This window comes from Pedobacter sp. UYP30 (assembly GCF_040547165.1).
In the GTDB taxonomy this organism is placed as follows: Bacteria; Bacteroidota; Bacteroidia; order Sphingobacteriales; family Sphingobacteriaceae; genus Pedobacter.
Genome location: NZ_JBEPPD010000010.1, coordinates 113,185 through 133,340 on the forward strand (window position 1 = coordinate 113,185; position 20,156 = coordinate 133,340).

Sequence of the window (20,156 nt, forward strand, 5' to 3'; positions counted from 1 at the left end):
ATGAAAAACACAGCACTTTTGTTGGCAGTTATATCAATTGGGTTTATCTTGGCCTGTCAAAAAACCATTACGGTAAAACCGCTCTTGTACAACGACAAAGTAAGTATTCAATGCTTTATAGAACCAGATTCTGTACCTATTCTTTATTTTAATAAAACTGTACCCTATTTTGGCAAAGACATTAAAAAGAACCAACTGATAGTAAGAAACGCACAAATTAAGATCATTGGTGGAAACAGTGCAGATTTGTTAACTTTAGACAGCCTTTTTGACAAGATAGATTGCCAATACAATTATTTTTATAAAGGTCAGCAGAAAATACAGGCAAACCAAAGTTATCAACTAAATATACTTTCTGGAGGAAAAACATACACCGCAAATGCAACTACAAACTTATCAGCTCCACTAATAGATAGTGTTTCTTACGTGGCCAACTACAGCGATATTTATGGCGAACATGAGGGCGTAATTGTCTATTTTGAAGATGTGAGCAACCAAACCAATTTTTACCGCTACGAAATGAAACGTTCTGCAGATACCACCACCAAAAAGGCCGAAGCACCGATAGTGAGTACCTGTTTAGGAAATGACAGCATAAGAGTTAGTGAGATGGGAAGAGCTGTTTTTAACGATATTGGCAATGAAGACAAGCAAATTAAAATTGTAATCGAACCTGCATATTCACATAAAAAAGGAACAACGGGCGACATTTACATTCAGAGTTTTGACAAAAGTGCTTATGATTTTTTCGCTCAATTAGACCGCCAAAAACTGGCGCAATTTAATCCATTTGTAGAGCCAGTATTCTTACAACCTGGGCAATTTGGAAATACGGCGGTTGGATTTTTTGCTGCAAAGAAAAACAGCTCGAAAGTAAAATTTGTTTATCCCGAATAGCATATTATGGATCAACTTCTTATAATACATTTTCAAGATTTTTTTAATCCCGAGTTTTACATCGCTCATGGCGGATTATGGCTTGTGCTGTTTATCATTTTTGCGGAGACTGGTCTTTTTGTTGGCTTTTTCTTACCCGGCGACAGCCTGATTTTTATTTCGGGAATTTACAGTCACTCCTTATTAAAAGACATCTCCATTTTCAGTAGCAATCACATTTTGCTAAACCTCATTTTTTTTATCTTTTTACTGACCATTGCGGGCACTTTAGGTAATCTAGCCAGCTATTGGTTCGGCCTAAAAAGCGGCAAACTATTGTACAAGAAAAAAGATACTTTCTTTTTTAAGAAAAAGCACCTTTTCAAAGCTCAGCAGTTTTACGAAAAGCATGGAAAAGCAGCCATTCTAATCGCTCGTTTTTTACCCATCGTTAGAACATTTACCCCAATTGTTGCAGGTATCGTTAAAATGGAAAAGAAGAATTTCTTTATTTTCAGTTTTCTAGGAATGATAGCTTGGGCCTCAGTTATGCTATTTGCCGGTCATTACCTGTACCTTTTTTTCCTGAATCATTATTCTTTTGACATTAAAAACCATTTGGGAGTAATTGTGATTGTTTTTGTTCTTGTTACTACTTCTCCGGTTATTTATAAGGTTATAAAACGTTAGTCTGAAAAATCCATTTGTTGCGTCATAGTAGACTTAGAACATAGGAAAAAACTACAAGGTAGATTTAAAACACATCTGTTTCATTATGATAATTAAGCTTCATTATCTGGATGGAAAACAAGTTATATATCTAAATTTGAACCTAGTTAAGTTTCTCGGCCGATAATGACTTTAAACGCTCAAATTCTGTCTTAACTGCCATTTTAGAAATCTCTATTTGCATTCCGTAAAGCCGCGAAAACGGGTTGACAACAAAGTGCTGCATTTCCAAAATGTTCGGATTTAAACGTCTTCCAGGCTTACTTCGAGCAAAAGAAATGATAAGTTTATCATCTACATTTTTAGGCGCCCAAGTTGCGAAACTGCCGTTTAGTGAAACAACTTTTGGCAACGGATAATATTTTGCATAATAACTCACAGCAGAAGCTATACCGTAACTTTCTGTGTAGATAATTGTTTTTTTCTGTTCATTTGGCGAGAGCGTCATGTACAAGGCAGAAGTTTTTTGCGCAAGCTCCTCCCAACCAATCATGTCTGCATAATTTTGGTTGATTTTATGAATTTTTTGATCTTCCCATTTAACTGTAAAAGTTATACCTAAATGTTGGCGAGCCCAAGCAAAAACCTTTGCCGCATTTTCTATCTGTAAGATAGGAAGTGAGATGAACGAAAGCATAAAATTAGGGATTATTAAGAAAGAGAGCAACGCAATCTTTATGCTTAAATTTTTAATGGTTAACCAATTCTCCAAACAAAGTGCCCCAATTACAAATAATGGTGGAAAAGCTCCGAAGCCGTAATACGGTTTTCCTTTAAGCAGCGCTAATACAGCCATAACGATGAGAAAAGAGACGCCGAAAAACCGATACGCTTTCAGTTTTTTACTATAAAAGAGATAGATTATTCCAACCAACCAGAGCAATACCGCGGGGCCATTTACCAAAAGTTGTTGCGTTAAAAAATCTAGCCGATACATGTAGTTAAGTTGAGTTTCTTTCAATTCTCGGTAATGTGCGAAAGCTGGAAAGTTATTGTCAATTTGCCAAATTAAATGGGGCAAAACAATAAAAAAAGCGATGAGCATAGAAAAATAAAACGATTTCTTCTTAAAAAGTACCCGCAAGCTAGGCGTATAAGCAATACCTAATAAAATTCCTGCCACATACAACAGCAAAGTGTATTTTAAGAGAATACCCAAGCCTACCACAACACCAAGTTCGTACAAATAGGTATCGTTTGGTTTTTGGATCCAGCAAACCACAAGGTAAACGGTTAACAACCAAAAAAGCTCATCAAAAACCTGTGGAATAAATAACGCTCCAGACGCAAGAAAGGCAGGTGAAAATGCTACAGCGGTGCAAGCCATAATTACGGCCAACTGCTTCCCTCCTAACCTTATGGTTAATATGCCAGTTAAATGCACAATGGCACCGGCGCAAATTGCCGGCAGTATACGAATCGCAATTAAAGAATCGCCAAAAAGCCACTTCGAAAGATCGCCAATTACTGCAATCAACGGTCCGGTTTCTATATATCCCCATGCCAAATGATCTCCCAAAGTCATGTAGAGCAGTTCATCTTCGTGAAAGCCGTAGGCATTTATTGCCACTAAGTGCAGCAATGTTTGAGCCAGTGCAATACAAGTTGTAAGCAAAATCAACGCTTCTTTACTGCCTAGCTGATACCTTTTAAGTTTTAGCGACGGCAAAACCTGTCGGCGTTTAGCAAAGGGTTGTATAGCGGGCAAAGTTGCTTTTTGTTGTGACATAAGTTTAAAATTGGAGAACGTTTGAGAACGCTTTAAAGCGTTTTAGAGGATGGATTTAAAGTCTCAGGAAAATTTAAGTTGCACAAGTCATTTGAACATTAACGCTAAAACCACAAACTTTTTATATTGTTTAAAAAAATAATACCACAACCTATAATCGTCCTTAACTTAATAATCAGCAGCGCCTTGTCTTAATTGAAGAATTATTTTGCCAATCGATTAAATGTTAATGTTTTAGAAATAAATTCGAAATGCCAATAGCCCTTAACCTTTAAATGGCCCTGATCATCAAAATAAACTACAGAACTCCATTCTCTTCCGCTCAGTGGATCATATATCTGCCCATCTTCCCATCTTTTAGAATCGGGATTGTATTGCAGATCTTTTAAAATGTCCATTCCTAATAACTTTCTTTGCTGCAAATTTTCATCAGGATTTCGCCAATCTGTTCTAGAAGCCATTGGTTTTGCTGGATTATCTTTATCGCTAAACCAAGCTACTTTTGCCCTAAATTCATTACCTTCTTTATAAACGTTTACAATTAGGTTTTTTTGAGTTGACATCCACTTTCCCAAAATGAGGTTCTCAGGCTGCGTTGTCGCCGTTTTGGTTACCTGCGAAGTGAATAAAAAGCAAAAAAGCATCAGTATTTTCGTATTCATCATTCTTGTAGTTTAAGTTTAACCTGAAGTGTTGTTGCCCCAATTTCCTTATTCTCCTGATCCACTAAAGCAGCTGTCTTTTTAAGTTCGAAAGGGTAAGCCAACAACTCATTAAATTGCCCCATCTGTAAATGGTTGGTAACATCAAGCCCATAAACTATTTCAGAATTATGCAGGGCAGCGTAGGTCCCAAAAAGGCGATCCCAAATACTCAAAACATCGCCATAGTTACAATCTGTATACGGTAATTTATAATGGTGATGTACTTTGTGCACGCCCGGCGTAACAAAAACTAAAGCCAAAACCCGCTCTAAGTTTCTAGGTAAAGAAAAAGACGTGTGGGAACTGATATTGAACAGACTTTGGATAAACTGACGGATAATTAAGACAGGCAAAGTAACGCCTGTAATGTACATTACAAAAATCATGGTACAAACCCTAATAAAGGTTTCTGCCGGATGTTCCCTTACCGTTGTGCTTACGTCTAATTGCATATCACTATGATGTACCAAGTGAAAATGCCACAAATATTTTGTTTTGTGCATCATTCTGTGATATACATATTCGAAAAAATCTAGCATGAGAAAGCCAATAATTAGCTTACCGATAAATGTAGCCGTAAATGGGATATGATACATTATTCCCCAATCATTACGCGCTGTCCATCCCATTACCTTAATTAAAATAATGGTAAGAGGTAACTGGATCATAACAGCAGTTGCGATAAACCAAAGATTTAAACGCGTATGGTTCCATTTACTTTTCAAACTTTCAGGATTAAAAAACAGTTCTGAGTGCCACAGCCCCACAATTATGGTTGCAAAGAATATAAGCTGAATTGTTGTGGCGTGATCTGTATTGAAATTAAAATCCATAATTGGTTTTCTACTAAATTGGAGTCGATTAACGTTTTACATTAAAATAAAACCAGAAGAAGAAGCGTACACGCATTAGCTTGGCTTGCTAATTTGCCCAATTCATATTCTATTTATTAGTAAGACAACCTTGAATTTAAAAAGTCCTATAGGTAAAAGATTTTTTGCAGATTATTTTGTTAAGGCTTTTAAAGAAAGCTTTTCTGAAATACCGTCAGAGCAACTAAAATAACCCAAAGCATTTCCAGAGATGTTGCCCTTTATGCTGCCAGGTGTAGATGAGAAGAGGCTTTTCCAATCTGTTTCTTGAAAAGCCTCATAAAGAAACTTTTCATAACCTGTAGAGACCGAAAACTTATAAACTGTTATGGAATCTGTTTGCATGAACTCGTAATTTGTACGTTTTTCTAGCACTGGAGAAAGGCCGTAAGGCGGCGCAGAGGTGTGGATAAATGAACGGTATGCTGAGGCACCAAAAAATGCAGGCGACCAAGGTTGTTGCCCGGGCAACTGATAAAATAGCTTTGCTGCCTTTGTGGCGTTAAAAACATGCTTTGGAATCGAGAAAAAGGTTTTCTCATCTGTCTTTTCCTTTCTAATATTACCTTCTTTAGGATCTATTGCCTCCACTTTTTTAAGTGTGTCTTCGGCATTGTATGTATTCCCTTTATATATTATCTTTAGCCGATAAATTGTGTTGTACCGTTTGCTATCGATTAAATTGGTAGAATAAAGTCCATCGCTATTAGCAATCTTCAACTCAACATCATTTATAAAAACCTGTGCATCATTTATAGGTAAAACATGATCTGAAATTCTAAATGCAGGTTTAGAAATTTTTATAAACTGTGTTAGTTCTAAACTATTCACGCCTCCTTCTATCGCCAGATCATAGCTTAGAACAGGATTTTGGAATTGAACCTTATTAATCAATTCCTTTTTACAAGAAACCAATGCTACGACAAAACAAAATCCCAAAATAGCTTGCTTCTTCATATTCAAAAGGTAAAACTGTAAGAGAAAGTTGGGAGTATGCCCGAAAATGATTCTTCAAATCCAATACTTCTATCAGATTGGTCGTTATTAATTCTATAAAACAATGGATTTCTTCTGTTGTAAAGGTTGTAGATTCCAAACCTCCAAGTACTTTCAAATCTTCTTTTAGTCATTGAACTGCCCTTAATTTTAGGATTTAATACCGCAGAAACATCCAACCTATTGAAAGATGGAAACCTGGAATTATTTCTGCCCTCGTAAATAGGCACATTTGTTCCATCAAAAACATAAAAGCCCACAGGTAAAGAGATTGCCCGCCCTGTTTGATAATTAAAAAGTGCGTCCAGACTAAGTCGAGCGGTAATAGGCAAATCGATATTTATTTTTAAGTCGTTTGGCGTATCGTAGTTAGCCGGGTATTTTATGCCACTGTTAATTCCCTCAATTTTACGGAATGTTCTGGAATAGGTGTAAATGGCCTCGGCGAAGACGCTTCCAATTTTCTTTTGCAGGGTCAGTTCGATTCCGTACGCTTTTCCTGTTCCAAATCTCAACTGATTTTCGAAAGCCGGATTTTGAATGATTTGTGCATGATCTAATAAATCTGCTTGATGATAAAATTTTCTGTAGTAAGTGGCCACGCTAAACTTTCCGTAATTATCACTCAACCAAGTGTAAGAGGCAGATACAAAATCGGCTTTTTGTGGGCTGATATTCTTATTGGCAGGCAACCAAGTTTCTAAAGAAGAGTATGCCTGTTCGTTATTTTGGATCAATTGTAAATTCTGGGCGCTTCTGTTGTATGTAAATTTTAAAAGTTGGTTTTTGTGGAGTTTAAGTCCTAACTGAAACCTTGGTTCCAAATAAAGATAATTTGTTGCAGATTCATATCCACTTCCCTGCAGATTTTGTTTTGAAACGTTGAACGCTCCAAACCTTAGTCCGTATTTTAAATTAACAACGTTAGATATATTTACATCTTGATTGAAATACAAAGCAGATTCTAAAGCGCTAAGCCTATTTAAGCTAGTTAAATAGTTAGTTGGTAGCGTTTCGCCCGGCCTAAAATGATGTCTGGTTCCAACCGCGCCAAACTGGATAACGTTGCCAGGTTTATCAAAAAAAGTAAAATCTCCTTTAAATGTGATGTCTCTGATGCCAGTAAGCCAATTTTGCGAATTGCCAAGGCTTAAAGTATTTCTGTAATTGCTGTAAATGGCCGAGAAGTTAAGGAACAGCCTTGGATTATAAATGTGATTTAACCTTAATGTTGAGGTGGTATTTGTCCAATCATTCGCAAAATTATCTTGCGAAAACAAGTGATCAAACCCATGATAAAAAGAAAAATACACCCTGTTGCTTCTATTTATAATATAGTTGCTCTTAAAATTTAGATCATAGTAGCGTGCGTTAACGTTAAAAAAGCTAAAGCCGCTGTTATACAGATCTGTTAAACTTCTTCTGGCAGAAATTAAAAAGGAACTTTTATTTTTTACAATTGGTCCTTCAGCGGACAATCTGCCCGAGAGTAAACTCAGTCCGCCTTTCAAATGATAGTTTGTTAAGTTTCCTTCATCAAGTTTGGTATCAATTACAGAGGCTAAGCGACCACCGAAGTTTGCTGGAATGTAATCGCTATAAAAATCTACACTCTTAATCGCATCACTATTAAAGATAGAAATTAAGCCAAAAAGATGAGAAGGATTATACACAGGCGCCTCATCTATCAGGATTAAATTTTGGTCTAAACCTCCGCCTCTAACCGACATTCCCGAACTTCCCTCAGATGGGTTTTTGACTCCTGCCTGCGTTTGTATAGCTTTTATCAGATCTACTTCGCCTCCAAAAAAAGGAAGCTTTTGCAACTCTTTAAAAGACAAAGAACTAACAGACTTTATCATATCTAAAGAATCATTGGAGACTGGTTGAGCACTTATGTTCACTTCTAGTAACGTAATCGGCATTTTGTCTAGAGCGACCTTTTTGTACGCATCTTTTCCTAGTGTTAAGTCGTCTACTTTTAACTGATACCCCATATAAGAATATTTGACCAAATAGTTGTTCGCTGGAAGAGAAATTGAGAAATAGCCATATTGATTGGTCAACTGTGTAAACCCGGCTATTTGTATTTTAGCTCCAATTAAATTTTCCCCCGTGTGCGCATCGTACACAACACCGTGTAAGGTGTAAAACAATAGACTGTTTACTTTTATTACCACACTATTTGCTACCAATTCATAACCAAGGTTTGTGCCCGAGAGCATGTATTTAAGAATGGTTTTTAGCTGCTGATCTTTAAAGTTTTGAGGACGTATTTTTTCTTTCGGTATTATAGATGGATCATACGCAAATGAAACACCACTAATTTGTTGGATTTGTTTAACCGCATCGGCAACGGTAATTTTTTTAAATTTTACGGTAACGATCTTTGTTAAAGGACTTTCTTGCGCATATACGTCTACAGCAACAAATGCCAACAGGCATACTAGCAGGCACGGTTTTAAATATCGATTTATCTGGAATGCCAAACGCTAAAAAGTAAATATTAGGAAAGGTAGGCAAAAACCACCAAGCTTTAATCAGTTATGTACATTACCTCATGCTTAACGGTAACTTTAAGATTTAAGCTTTTGGCTATTACCTCTAAAATATCTGTAAGCGTTTGATTTTTAAACGCTGCCGTAAGGCGTTTTGTCTTAAGAGTTGGGCTTACCAACACGATCTTTTGATGAAATGCATTGTTTAAAGAAGCAATAACTTCTGAGAGTTGACTATTGTTAAAATAGAAACTATGATCTACATACGCCTTGTAGTTTACATCGTGCAACTTAGATTTTTCTATCTTGCCATTATCTAACGAATAAACGGCAGATTCCCCCGCATTCAAATAAGCTTGGTTTGATAAATTTTCTGCGCTCATTTGCACTTTTCCGTTGTTTACAATTACGTTAACCTGATTCTTTTCTAATCGAACGTTAAAGGCTGTGCCAATATCTGTAATTGTTAAGCTTTTATAATGCACAGAAAAAGGACTTCTTTCGTTATGAACAACTTCAAAAAAGCACTCGCCACGAACCAAGGTTAGTTTTCTCTCTTTTTTAAAATTCTTTTTCGAAAAAGTGAGTAAGGTTTTCCCGTTCAATGTTAACTTAGAACCGTCTGGCAAAACAAACATTTTAGATTGTAATGCAGCTGTTTCTAGCGTTACGCGATCGTTGTTGTGGCCGATGTAGTAAATCCCAAATAATACTAAAACCAGACATGCGGCAATCGCCATCCATTTCATCAATACAATTTTGCCCTTGTTTTTGCTTTGCTGTGGCGCTGCTAATTTTCGATGCAACTTGGCCAAAGAATCCTCTACATCCAAACTTCTATAGGTTTCCAAAAGCGCCAAATCGTCCTCAACCTCCAAAATTTTAGTGTACAACAAATTGTTCTCTTTGTTTAGAGATCTCCACTCCGAAAGTACTTTTGCATCTGCAGCAAAAATTGTTCCCTGCTTTTCCTCAAGGATTAGAGAGACATAAAAAATTTCGTCGTTGCTTAATTTGAAATCGTCCATTTAATTATCAGACAAATTTAAAACCTAAAAGTCCTATATAAAAAAAAACTAATGTAATAAGCAGTAGTTTTAACCCCAATTGGTCTTTCAATTTTTTATAGGCATAAGTTAAATGATTTTTAACTGTTTTGATAGATATATTTAATTCATCGGCTATTTGTTGTTGCTTTAATTTTTGGAATTTGCTCATCAACAATATTTTTTTGCATTGCTTGGGTAGTTTTGATATGGCTTGTTCCAATAAAATCATCCTCAACTCCGAGTCCTCTGCCTCTTCGCTAACACTTTCTGCAATGGCAGTAAAAAATGGGTCTGTGTTAAAATCCTCTGCTTTTTCTCTACGGTTTTTTTGTTTTTTGAGTGCGTTTAAAGAAGTGTTTATCGTTGCCCGAGCTAAGTACGCATTTAACGATTGATTGACGTTTAGCGTGGAAGATTGATTCCAGATTTTAATAAAAACATCGTGGACAGCTTCTTCTGAAACTTCTTGATTGCGCGTATATTTAAAAGAAAGTAAAAATAGCTTTCGGTATTGGCTGCGATACAACTTATCAAACTCAGCTGTATCTCTAAGCGCTATTTTACGTAAAATTTCATTGTCGTTTTCTTGTGGAATCAATTTGCTCGCGTTTATCGCCCAAAAAAATATGGTATTTTGGCAACCCTGTTAAGGTTTCCTAACTCCTTTTTCATAACACTAAGATATAGGTAAATTCTGTAGAAATTCTGAATACAAAAATGGGTTCTTATAAAAAACCAAAAACAACTCATAATAAACCAATTACAAACTCTAGGCAAATAAATCTCAATTCTTCAAAATCTCTACAGAATTGGACACTAACTTGGCTACAAATAATTTCTGTGAAAAAATCGATATTTTCAATCTGCCTCTTTTGTTGTTGCCTATCTGTATTCGCCCAAAAAGCCCAGCATTTTCACGTGCTGAAAAGCCACGCTATTGCAGGAGATGGTGGCTGGGACTATTTAACCGTCAACCCAGATTCAAAACAAATCTATATATCTCACGGAAATCAGGTAAATATCATCAAAGAAGCTAACGGAGATTCGGTTGGTGTGATTAAAAATACAGACGGCGTGCATGGTATTGCTTTAGTGCAGAATCTCAATAAAGGATACATTAGTGATGGAAGGGCAAATAAAGTTACTGTTTTCAACTTGGCGAATAATAAAACGACAACCACAATACCCGTTGGAACAAATCCCGATTACCTCTTTTACGACGATTTTTCTAAAAAAATATTCGTGTTTAATGGTAAAAGTAACAATGCAACTGTTATTGATCCAAAAACAGATAAAGTAATTGCTACAATTTCGCTTAGTGGAAAGCCAGAAGCAGGGGTTTCTGATGGTAAAGGACAAGTTTTTGTAAACATAGAAGATAAAAATGAAGTTGTGGTTTTAGATGCCAATGCGTTCGAAGTTAAAAATAGATATAAAATAGTGCAAGGCAAAGAACCATCTGGCTTGGCTATTGACAGGGTAAGCAATCGCTTATTCATTGGCTGCGGCGGCAATAAAAAAATGGTAATTATGGATGCGGCTGATGGAAAAAATATGGCTAATTTTACCATCGGAGGCTGCGATGGTGTGGTATTCGATCCAATTTATAAGTTGGCCTACGCATCAAATCACGAGGGCTTTATTTCCGTCATTCGGGAGAAAGACGCTAACAATTTCGAGTTTGTAAAAAATCTCCCCACAGAAGAAGGCGCAAGGACAATAGCCATTGATTTAAAAACACATCATCTTTTCACACCTACCGCCAAAACTGTAAAGGTTGCTCCAACTCCCCAAAACTCTCACCCTTGGCCAAAACCTGTTGTTGGTACTTTCCATGTGTTAGAAGTAGGAGAATAAAAATTTTTTAACACACATTATGCTTGGAGCGCAATCCCGAAAAGGAATTGCGCTTTTTATTGGCTGTTTTTTACCGGAAATGCAAATAACTGTTCATATTGCAATGAAAATTTGCGAATGCTAACTTAACTAAAAAACATTATCTGCGAAAAAAAATACTTTCATTTTGCATCTTTGCTTGTCGAGCTAACTACGGTAATTAATCAAGCTCTTCAACGCAAAACTTATTGAAGACTGTTTTGAGTGGTGGAAACTAAGAACTATTGCCCATCTTTTATGCGTAAAAACTAATTCTGCTTAGAGCATAATTTTTAGCTGATGAATACCGAAATAGATAAAATTTATACTTTTGGCAATTAGACAAACCGAATAAGACTTACATGATATCACTAAAACAAATTTTCTGCAAAGCATTTGCTACTGTTGATGTTACCGTTGATGGCGACAAACCTTGGGATATACAAGTACACAACCCCAAATTGTACAGCAGAATTGTAGGTGGTGGTTCTATAGCTTTTGGCGAGGCCTACATGGACGGATGGTGGGATTGCGAAGCAGTTGACCAATTTTTACACCGAGTGCTATACCATCGGTTGGATAAAAAATTACCGAGAGATATGAATACCCTGTTTTATTATTTAAATGCAAAATTTAAAAACAGGCAAACTTTAGGGCGGGCTAAAGAGGTTGCCCATAAGCATTACGATATAGGAAATGAGCTTTTTGAAAAAATGCTCGATTCGCAAATGCAGTACTCATGCGGTTACTGGGAAAAGGCAACCAACCTAGAAGAAGCACAGGAAGCAAAACTTGATTTGATTTGCCGCAAGCTAAAATTAGAAAAAGGAATGCGCCTGTTAGAGATAGGTTGTGGTTGGGGTGGTTTTGCAAAATATGTTGCGCAAAAGTATGAAGTTTATGTTGTAGGCATCACCATATCTGAACAACAAGCTGTTTTGGCTCGCGAATTAAACAAGGGTTTGCCAGTTGAAATTAGAGTGCAGGATTACCGAGATGTAAATGAAAAATTTGATAGAGTAGTATCTATCGGTATGTTAGAGCATGTGGGCTATCGCAATTATCGAACTTATATGGAAGTTGCTGCGAGAAACCTTGCAGATAATGGAATATGTTTTATACATAGCATTGGTGGCAACTACGATGCTAAAACCACTGATCCTTGGGTAGATAAATATATTTTCCCTAACGGGATGTTGCCATCTGCAAGTCAGCTTTCTAAAGCTTGGCAAGGCCTTTTTGTGCTAGAAGACTGGCATAACTTCGGCACCTATTATGACCCGACATTAATGGCCTGGCTTAAAAAATTTGAAGAAAGTTGGGACAGCATTAAAGGAGATTATGACGAAACTTTTTACCGTACTTGGCGCTATTTTCTTTGTGCAAGCGCCGCATCATTTCGATCGCGCAAAAACCACCTTTGGCATATTGTGTTAACAAAACCTGTACGTTTAGGTATTTATCAGTCAGAAAGATAAACTTTTCTTTATCGATTTTATTTTCTGTGGTATCAAGTAAGTTTTAAAATTTTTTGTGCAGATTTCGATGGTTGAATCTCAAATACAAAAATGTGATCTTTTCTTCATGATAGAAAACAAAGTGGAAAAAACTTCTGTAAAAAATAAAAAAAGAGGTTATTTGCAATAAATACATTCCTCTATTAAAATGGCGCAAACTTTTGGCAAAACGTGGTGGGGCGAGCAATGGCTCAATTCGTTAAACAATATAGATTTCAGCAACAGGTTACCGCGCGGCAGCAGCTATGCGCGTAAGGGTGCGGTAACAAAAATAGATATTATTGCAAACAAGATAAATGCAAAAGTAGCTGGAAGCCGTCCGAGGCCATACGATGTAGCTATTATTTTACCCATATTTTCTGCACCTCAGCTCAACAGCTTTATAAATGCATTGGCAGAACGCCCGGCCATTATCGCTAAACTCCTTAACAGAACGTTAGATCCCGAAGTGCTTAAAATCGCAGAAAAAATCGGACTGAAAGTTTTTCCGAAACAATGGAATGATTTTCAGATGGAATGTTCATGTCCAGATTGGGCAGTACCTTGTAAACATTTAGCTGCCGTTATTTATAAAGTGAGCGCCGAGATAGACAACAACCCTTTTTTGGTGTTCAACCTCCACAATGTAGATCTAATTGCAGAACTGAACAAACGAGGGATTTTAGTAAAAACAGAGACTACAGAAATTCCGTCTTTAACTGAATTATATTTTAAAGAAGAAAGCAAAGCAAAAAAGAAATCAGCTTATAATTCAGAACAGGCCTATACCAAACTCTCCTATTCAACGCTTCCTTTCATACAAGAATCATTAATCGCCCTACTTTCTGATCATCCGGTATTTTATCAGGGCAAAGGGAATTTTAAGGAGAAATACGCCAATTCCCTTAGCAGAACAATAAAGAAGGTGCAAAAAATAATGCAGGGAAAAACGAGCTTGCAAGCAGTTTTGTATAAGCCGGTCAATCAACCGCAAAATATTTCTCCGCATAGCGATGGTAAAGTAGTGGTTGATGAGAGAAACCAAATTAAGGTGCTGATCAACGAGCGCCCTTTCCATCTGATTGATTTTTTGCTACAACTAATACAGATTTCGCCGTCTAAAACGCTAGACTATCAACCTGCTATCGCATCACTACATACGCTACTTTACACCACTTTGCATTTAATTTCAAACGGTGCTATTGTACCGCAGATTATACTGCAAGCAGATAAAATGTTCACGGTAAGATGGCTACCGGCAATGCTCAGCAAAGAGGTTAGAGAGCTGATAGAAAGACTTGAGGATATTTTACCGCCAGAGATTTTACTATGGGAAGAAAAAAATGCGACTAAAGAAGTCGACCGAAACAGGGGCATCAATCTCTTATCGCTCTTTATTACCGAACTCATCATTGCATTTGAAGAAAGAAATTCGGACGACCTATTTTTAGATTTGTTTTTTCGAGGATATTCTTATGCTTTTAAAAAACCAGGCGAAGAAGCTCTGAGCGGCGGCATTTCGGCATGGCTGCAGAAATACTTCCTTACACAGGGAAATTACAAACCACAAATAGTAGTTGAAGAAGCTAGCAAAGATAATTTTCTGTTATCTATAAACATTCATCATAAAGAAAAAGTATTAAAAAAGCCAGCTTCTTTACGAGAAATTTTAACGCTTAAAACATTCGATCAACAACGGTACGAAGTGTTGCAGTCGCTTACCCAATTAAGTATTTTTATTTCTGGGCTCGATAATTACATCAATACCAAAGGCGAGGAATTGATTTTGATGGACATGAATACATTTGCTCCCTTTCTTTTTCAAATGATTCCGGCGATACAGCTGCTCGATGTAGATATCCTCCTACCGAAATCGTTGCAGCAAATATTAAAGCCCAAACCAAGTGTAAAAGTTAAAAAAACAGCTGGTAAATCGTTCCTTCGCATGGATCAATTATTAGAATTTGATTGGCAAGTGGCCATTGGCGATACCGTAATGGACGAAAAAGAATTTAGAAAACTCTTGAAAAATGCAGATGGCCTTATTAAATACAAAAGCAGTTACATTTACGTAAACAAAGACGATTTAGAAAAACTGCACAAACATTTTAACGGCAATAAAGAACTGTCGTCTTTCCAAATGCTTCGTGCTGCCTTGGGTGGAGAATACCTTGGCGCTACTGTTAGCCTTACCAACGAGGTTAAGGAAATGATAAAAGAGCTTACAAATTTTAAAGAAATACCGTTGCCAAAAGGCATCAACGCGGCGCTTCGCCCCTATCAGCACCGTGGCTATTCTTGGATGTTTCGAAACGCTAAAATAGGCTTTGGTTCCGTATTGGCCGACGATATGGGCTTGGGAAAAACCTTGCAGGTAATTACCACCTTGTTAAAATATAAAGAAGATGGCTTGTTGAAGGATAAAAAAGCGCTAGTGGTAGCACCCACCGGGTTGCTTACAAATTGGCAGGCAGAAATAGAAAAGTTTGCCCCAACACTAAAAACGCACATTTTCCACGGGACGAATAGAAGCTTTAAAGAAGATTTCGACGTTTTGCTCACCTCTTATGGCATCGCCCGTACGGAAGCGCCAAAACTCAAAAAACTCTCTTGGCATTTTCTAATCATCGATGAAGCGCAAAATATTAAGAACCAAGACACGGCGCAGGCAAAAGCCATTAAAAGTATTGGCGCAGAAAATTTTATTGCCATGAGTGGTACTCCTGTAGAGAATAGATTGAGTGAGTTTTGGAGCATTTTCGATTATAGCAACAAAGGCCTTTTGGGCAATGCAAAAGAATTTAAAGAGGTTTACGCCACGCCAATAGAAAGTTACAACGATAAAAACACGGCAGAAAAGTTAAAGAAAGTAACGTCTCCTTTTATGATGCGCCGCCTGAAAACAGATAAATCGATCATTACTGATCTGCCCGATAAAATAGAAATGGACTGTTTCGCAACCTTGGTAAAAGAACAGGCAAGTTTGTACAAAAAAACCTTAGAAGAAGCCATGAAACAGATAGAAGGCATAGATTCTTTAGAACACAAAGGCCTATTTGTTCGGCAAGGATTGGTATTACAAATGATTTTGGCCTTAAAACAAATTTGCAACCACCCAACCCAGTTTTTAAAAAACAAGGTATTAGATCCTTCTTTAAGTGGCAAGCTTTCGTTGTTGTTCGATAAGTTAGATAGCATTGTGGAGAGCAATGAAAAAGTTTTGCTCTTTACCCAGTTTACAGAAATGGGCAAAATGTTGCAACACTTCATAGCCGAACGTTATAAGGAAACACCATTGTTTTATCATGGAGGATGTACGTTGAAGCATCGTAAAGAAATGGTAGAAAATTTCCAGACCAACCATGCCGATAAAATATTCATTCTTTCGCTAAAGGCCGCCGGAACGGGACTAAACTTAACTGCAGCCAATCACGTAATCCACTACGATTTATGGTGGAACCCTGCAGTAGAAGCGCAAGCAACCGATCGGGCTTACCGCATTGGACAAAAAAGCAATGTTATGGTGCACCGGTTCATTACCAAAAACACCTTTGAAGAACGCATTAACGACATGATCCAATCTAAAAAAGCCTTGGCCGAATTGACAGTATCCACAGGCGAAAACTGGATTGGCAATCTTAGCGATAAAGAACTTAAAGAGTTGTTTGCAATGGGTTAAGTTTGAAAAAATTAAGGGCTTTAAAAGGTTCTAAATCCCATAACATCAATAATTTGGGCGTTACCCCGAAAAAGGGGTCGCGCTTTCTGCTGTATCTTTTTTTGGCCGAAATGGCCAAAAAAAGGATGCCGCGACAATCGCTAACGCAGATGAATCTTCAAGCAATAGAGTAGAACTTCCAAAAATCTCCCACCGTTTACCCTCCTATTTTCTCAACCATATTATTCAGCAGTACCAAATCTTCTTTCCATTTATTCATTTCCCGATCATAGGCTGCCTGCGTTTTGGTGATTCTGAGCGTATGCGGAGAGCCTTTTCTAATGGTCTCGGTTTCTAAATCAATTACCACATTTGTTATGGCGTTTTCTAACGCAGTTCTTTCGTTCTGGTTTTTCCGAAAATCGAAAACCCGCTGGTCGGGCGATTCCAAAAATGATTTTAAAAATTGCCATTGCATTCTATAATTGCTGGTAGAAGGCACTTCTCTATACCAATTTTCTGGCGGCTGTGGTTTATTGTCCACTTGGTTCTGCAGATATTCTCGGCATTTAACCATCAATGTACGAGTTAATTTGGTTTTTTCTTTGAGAGCTTGTAATTGCGGTACAAGTATATGGTTCATATAACCACGTTGTGGACTCACAGTAAGTATGCGAGCCATTTGATTTATCCACGCTTCATCTTGCGGAGATGTTTTTTCTACAAAAAACAAATTATCCAACGCAAGCCTCATTCCAGGTAAATCTTCTTTTGTAGGCCTTAGTGGCAACTGCGAAAAATAGTGGGGCAGCTTTTTTACTTGCGCTATCTCAATTTTATTAAGCCTGCGGACAGTAGCAAATGCACTAAGTATCCCAAGCAATTGGTGTAATACCTGCATGGTAATATCCTGAGTAACCAGTAGAAATATTTTTTCAATAGTTTCGATAGAGAAAAAATGGGCAAGCTTTAACCAATGACTTACATCAATTTTGGTAAAATAGAATTGACAAAGTTCATGACTTAGCTCTAAGAAAAAATCTTGTTCTCCCTTGCTAATTATCCAATCGGCAATCACATTAAAATTAGCATTTCTATCACGGTCGGCCTTGGTTAATCCTGTCGATAAGATAAACTTTGCAGCTGCAATCTCGCTATTGCATATTGATTGCAGATTTTTGCTAAAATAGCCAATCCATTCTAGTTGACACAAGGCATTTTGCTGTAAAAGCAACTGAGCATTTGTCCGCGGTGTCCAAATCATTACTGCACCATAATGGTACCAGTGCATCAGGTCGGGACCGTAATTTCCCATGTATCCGGTAGATTCTTTTAAAATGGGCTCATCATCGTCTAATACAAACGCAGCAATAAGATCAGTTTCTTCAAAGCCAACCCTATCTAACGGTGGAATGCCATTGTCCAACCAATGTTCAATATACAGCGACTTATCGTACACCTCGCCCATTTCTGCCTCTGGATCCGAATCCTCATTATAGTCATAATATCTTCCATCATCTTCTGGAACACCTGATAAATAAGAAGTTACCAAGCACATTTTAGCATAACAACCAGCTTTTTGCGCCGCCTGCAATAAAGCTTCTGCTTTAGGGCGGTCATTCAACTTGAGCTGGTCTATCGAAAAATTTTCTGGTGTGTATTGATGTCCAAGCAATACAATATGTGGCTCTGTATGTCCGCGGTTTTGCTCTTTTTTAAATATTTCTGCAAGATGTTGGGCATAAGTTTCTACCGATGTTAGTTGAATGTTTTCGGTAGCCTTCTGCTGAACTAGGTTGTAGATAAGGCAAACTCTATACCCAGAAGTCAATGGTTTTATTTCATGGTCGCAATCTGCATAAAAAGCTGCATAGTTAATTTTATAATCGCCTGAGTCTTTTGCAAAAGCGGCCACTTCTGTTGCGCCTTCAAAACTTATCACCAACTCCCCTCCAGTATGTTTAGATGGTAGGCTGATTACCAAAGAACCAAACATCCCTTTTTCTTTTTCAGAATCTTTATGCTGGAGAAAGAAATCGCCCTTCTCATAAATAAGCATCTTATAAAGATGTGCCGAGATGGCATAATCCTCTAAACCCAAATCTGGTTTGATTTTCGTCAAAATTTTCTCCAAAAAATTCGCCCAACTGTCGCCATTAAAGGTCAATTTATTGGCATCTATTTCGCAGGCACTTCTCACGGTAGTATCCACAATGGTTTCGCTACCTTTTCCAAAAGGGGCTTTTTCTGCCACTTTTATCAGTGCTCTGGCTTGTGTTTCATTAATTGGATAGGAAATCTCCCCTACACCATCTACTTCCAGCCCCGGAAATTGAAACTCCGCAGTATGCACACTGATAAACCTACCACTGCCTTTTAAATCTTTTAAGCAGTTTAGAATATTTTCTTTTAGATCACCCATAAAGTATTTTGCTTGAAAAAACTGGCCAAACCGACAATGATTAAACCAAAAACAAAACTAGTAAAAGTAAAAAGAACAATCTAAAAGTTTTTAGAAATTGTAATTTTCTGAGTTCGGTTCGTGAGGACTCCAATGCTGTTAAGTTTTTGCAAATCATTTATCAGTCTGAGCCTCCCGAATGGTCGGACAAGTTGTCGAACACCTTAAAAAAGCCTAAAAACCAATAAAATGGCTGTCCTTCGACAAGCTATCATTGACGTTTCTATTTAAGTCGTTAGCTAATAGATAATTAAGTTCTCAAAATTTTAGCGCTTCCATCTTAGCAAAATAGAACCCCCCGCTCTGTCTAACACTGTCCTTGCCGGACGGGCTTTGTTCTTTTTCTACTATATAACAAACTACAGCTAGTTGATTTTTAGGGAATCGTCCGCAAAGTCATCTATTTTTGAGATTCTGTCCCACAGCCACATAAACCTGATTTGAAAATAATGTTCTTTAAAATTGAAACCAAATACCTTGCCCTTGTACATATCCTCAACCTGAACCGGAACGGTTCAAATGTCTACAGCACCAATTCCTTTTTGCAGCATACGACCCCGACAGGGTCGAATAATTTTTAATACAATGTTTTCTATAAACATTCAATCCCTTCGGGATTGCGAACGGTATTCCAAAATTGCTGTTTTAGAACTCCGTGTTATCCAAATTTCGATATATCTTCTGCCGTAAAAAGAATTACCTTTGGCAAGGTTTCTAAGCGACCCGCCACAAATTTATCTATTTTTGAGATTCGGTTCTACAACCACATAAACTTGAAAAAAAGAACCAAAACCGAGCATTTTCTGCGAGCTCATGAATGCAAATAAAACAATAAACGCTAATGAATAATTCAAGGCTGGCACCTCTTTGGGTAAAAATTCGCCAAGCTGTTTTATATCGATGCGTTGAGGCCTTTCCCAACCACCCCCAACCCCTCCTAAAAGAAGGAGGGGAGCTTAATTTACGATGACTTTGTCGTCTGATTCCTGACCTCCGACTTCCGATTTCCCGTCTGAGCGTTTCTTCCTCCAAACTGCTGCTAGGCCGGATCTAGCGAGGTGGCTAAGCAAAGCGGCTATAGCGAGAAAAATATGGTTTTGGATGATAAATAACTGATTTCTGACACCTGACTTCTGATTTCCCTCTGCGTTTTTCCTAGCTTGACATCATTTGTTTGTTTTCCCTTAACTTAATAGCATTCTTGAGCACTCGA

The 20,156-nt window shown here is 37.5% G+C and carries 13 protein-coding genes; 5 read left to right on the top strand and 8 right to left on the bottom strand.

Going from position 1 to position 20,156, the window contains the following annotated elements; translation table 11 throughout:
- Together ABIB40_RS12645 and ABIB40_RS12650 are read left to right on the top strand one after the other, a co-directional pair.
- Positions 1–897, top strand: coding sequence for a DUF4249 family protein (locus tag ABIB40_RS12645; protein WP_354359591.1), 897 nt, complete (start codon positions 1–3; stop codon positions 895–897).
- 6 nt (positions 898–903) lie between these two features.
- Positions 904–1,566 carry a DedA family protein gene (locus ABIB40_RS12650; RefSeq protein ID WP_354359593.1) on the top strand — a complete coding sequence of 221 codons (663 nt, stop codon included), beginning with the start codon at positions 904–906 and terminating at the stop codon, positions 1,564–1,566.
- A 142-nt stretch (positions 1,567–1,708) separates the two neighbouring features.
- Here the strand turns inward: ABIB40_RS12650 and ABIB40_RS12655 are convergent, their stop codons facing one another.
- From ABIB40_RS12655 to ABIB40_RS12685, 7 genes are all read right to left on the bottom strand, one after another.
- Complete coding sequence (locus tag ABIB40_RS12655; RefSeq protein WP_354359595.1) at positions 1,709–3,334, bottom strand: ArnT family glycosyltransferase; 1,626 nt, start codon at positions 3,332–3,334, stop codon at positions 1,709–1,711.
- Between the two features lie 203 nt (positions 3,335–3,537).
- On the bottom strand, positions 3,538–3,999 hold the full coding sequence (locus ABIB40_RS12660; RefSeq protein WP_354359597.1) for a DUF2147 domain-containing protein: 462 nt from the start codon (positions 3,997–3,999) through the stop codon (positions 3,538–3,540).
- Positions 3,996–4,871 carry a sterol desaturase family protein gene (locus ABIB40_RS12665; RefSeq protein WP_354359599.1) on the bottom strand — a complete coding sequence of 292 codons (876 nt, stop codon included), beginning with the start codon at positions 4,869–4,871 and terminating at the stop codon, positions 3,996–3,998. Before ABIB40_RS12665 ends, ABIB40_RS12660 begins: the two co-directional genes overlap by 4 nt.
- 171 nt (positions 4,872–5,042) lie before the next feature.
- Positions 5,043–5,867 (bottom strand): hypothetical protein, encoded by an 825-nt coding sequence (locus tag ABIB40_RS12670; RefSeq protein ID WP_354359601.1) that lies wholly within the window; start codon positions 5,865–5,867, stop codon positions 5,043–5,045.
- A 2-nt stretch (positions 5,868–5,869) separates the two neighbouring features.
- Positions 5,870–8,395, bottom strand: a complete 2,526-nt coding sequence (locus ABIB40_RS12675) for a TonB-dependent receptor domain-containing protein (RefSeq protein ID WP_354359603.1) — start codon at positions 8,393–8,395, stop codon at positions 5,870–5,872.
- Positions 8,396–8,442: 47 nt separating this feature from the next.
- Positions 8,443–9,432 carry a FecR family protein gene (locus ABIB40_RS12680; protein WP_354359605.1) on the bottom strand — a complete coding sequence of 330 codons (990 nt, stop codon included), beginning with the start codon at positions 9,430–9,432 and terminating at the stop codon, positions 8,443–8,445.
- A gap of 7 nt (positions 9,433–9,439) precedes the next feature.
- Positions 9,440–10,051, bottom strand: a complete 612-nt coding sequence (locus tag ABIB40_RS12685; RefSeq protein ID WP_354359607.1) for an RNA polymerase sigma factor — start codon at positions 10,049–10,051, stop codon at positions 9,440–9,442.
- A 320-nt stretch (positions 10,052–10,371) separates the two neighbouring features.
- Between ABIB40_RS12685 and ABIB40_RS12690 the strand changes: the two genes are divergently transcribed.
- From ABIB40_RS12690 to ABIB40_RS12700, 3 genes are all read left to right on the top strand, one after another.
- The gene (locus ABIB40_RS12690; RefSeq protein ID WP_354359609.1) at positions 10,372–11,310 is read left to right on the top strand and encodes a YncE family protein; all 939 of its coding nucleotides are present in this window, start codon (positions 10,372–10,374) and stop codon (positions 11,308–11,310) included.
- Positions 11,311–11,690: 380 nt separating this feature from the next.
- Positions 11,691–12,806 carry a cyclopropane fatty acyl phospholipid synthase gene (cfa, locus tag ABIB40_RS12695; RefSeq protein WP_354359611.1) on the top strand — a complete coding sequence of 372 codons (1,116 nt, stop codon included), beginning with the start codon at positions 11,691–11,693 and terminating at the stop codon, positions 12,804–12,806.
- Positions 12,807–12,993: 187 nt separating this feature from the next.
- A complete protein-coding gene (locus ABIB40_RS12700) occupies positions 12,994–16,503 on the top strand; it encodes an SNF2-related protein (protein WP_354359613.1) in 3,510 nt (1,169 codons plus the stop codon).
- A 196-nt stretch (positions 16,504–16,699) separates the two neighbouring features.
- Here the strand turns inward: ABIB40_RS12700 and ABIB40_RS12705 are convergent, their stop codons facing one another.
- A complete protein-coding gene (locus ABIB40_RS12705) occupies positions 16,700–18,904 on the bottom strand; it encodes a hypothetical protein (protein WP_354359615.1) in 2,205 nt (734 codons plus the stop codon).
- Positions 18,905–20,156 lie beyond the last annotated feature (1,252 nt).

Excerpts from the sequence above, each read along its gene's own strand:
- ABIB40_RS12645 (WP_354359591.1), top strand. The coding sequence starts at position 1 with ATGAAAAACACAGCACTTTTGTTGGCAGTTATATCAATTGGGTTTATC.
- ABIB40_RS12650 (WP_354359593.1), top strand. The coding sequence starts at position 904 with ATGGATCAACTTCTTATAATACATTTTCAAGATTTTTTTAATCCCGAG.
- ABIB40_RS12655 (WP_354359595.1), bottom strand. The coding sequence starts at position 3,334 with ATGTCACAACAAAAAGCAACTTTGCCCGCTATACAACCCTTTGCTAAA.
- ABIB40_RS12660 (WP_354359597.1), bottom strand. The coding sequence starts at position 3,999 with ATGATGAATACGAAAATACTGATGCTTTTTTGCTTTTTATTCACTTCG.
- ABIB40_RS12665 (WP_354359599.1), bottom strand. The coding sequence starts at position 4,871 with ATGGATTTTAATTTCAATACAGATCACGCCACAACAATTCAGCTTATA.
- ABIB40_RS12670 (WP_354359601.1), bottom strand. The coding sequence starts at position 5,867 with ATGAAGAAGCAAGCTATTTTGGGATTTTGTTTTGTCGTAGCATTGGTT.
- ABIB40_RS12680 (WP_354359605.1), bottom strand. The coding sequence starts at position 9,432 with ATGGACGATTTCAAATTAAGCAACGACGAAATTTTTTATGTCTCTCTA.
- cfa (WP_354359611.1), top strand. The coding sequence starts at position 11,691 with ATGATATCACTAAAACAAATTTTCTGCAAAGCATTTGCTACTGTTGAT.
- ABIB40_RS12700 (WP_354359613.1), top strand. The coding sequence starts at position 12,994 with ATGGCGCAAACTTTTGGCAAAACGTGGTGGGGCGAGCAATGGCTCAAT.
- ABIB40_RS12705 (WP_354359615.1), bottom strand. The coding sequence starts at position 18,904 with ATGGGTGATCTAAAAGAAAATATTCTAAACTGCTTAAAAGATTTAAAA.